This is a genomic window from Thioalkalicoccus limnaeus, assembly GCF_041197575.1.
In the GTDB taxonomy this organism is placed as follows: domain Bacteria; phylum Pseudomonadota; class Gammaproteobacteria; order Chromatiales; family Chromatiaceae; genus Thioalkalicoccus; species Thioalkalicoccus limnaeus.
The window spans coordinates 1-656 of the sequence record NZ_JBDKXB010000087.1 but is presented as its reverse complement, the minus strand read 5'-3'; the positions used below and the strand labels follow the sequence as shown (position 1 = coordinate 656).

Here is a 656-nt window from a genome sequence, read left to right as displayed (position 1 = left end):
CTGCAGACTTTTGCAACGATTAATACCTGCAGACCCATGTCGATGGCGATGGTCGGATGGGCCTGTTCCTGCTGACCGGATCGCAGCAATTCGGGCTGCTGTCGAACATCAGTCAGTCGCTAGCCGGGCGCTCGGCGTTCGTCGAATTGCTGCCCTTCACCTACCAGGAGCTGACTAGGGCCGGACAGGCACCGCATGAGCTTGACCGCATGCTCTTCACCGGTGGTTACCCCCCTCTCTACGACCGCGCCTTGTCGCCACGGCAGTGGTTTCCGGCTTATGTGACGGCCTACGTGGAGCGGGACGCGCGGCAACTGCTCCAGGTGCAGAATCTCGATGCCTTTCAGCGTTTCGTGCGTCTGTGCGCGGGGCGCAGTGGGCAGTTGTTGAGCCTTTCGGCGTTGGCTAGCGACAGCGGAGTCACGCATAACACGGCCAAGGCGTGGCTCTCGGTTCTGGAGGCGAGCTATTTGCTTTTCTTGCTGCGACCGCACCACGCGAACTTCAACAAACGCTTGATCAAGTCGCCAAAGCTCTACTTTTACGATACCGGCCTGCTCTGTTGGCTGCTCGGCATTCAGGAGCCCGCGCAGCTCGCCACTCACCCATTGCGTGGTCACCATTTAGCTGACCCTGGTCACCATTTAGCTGACCCT

The 656-nt window shown here is 59.8% G+C and carries 1 pseudogene; it reads left to right on the top strand.

Features of this window, described 5'->3' with window-relative positions:
* Positions 1-23 precede the first annotated feature (23 nt).
* Positions 24-656 (top strand): annotated as a pseudogene (locus tag ABC977_RS18225) (ATP-binding protein); the annotation flags it as partial.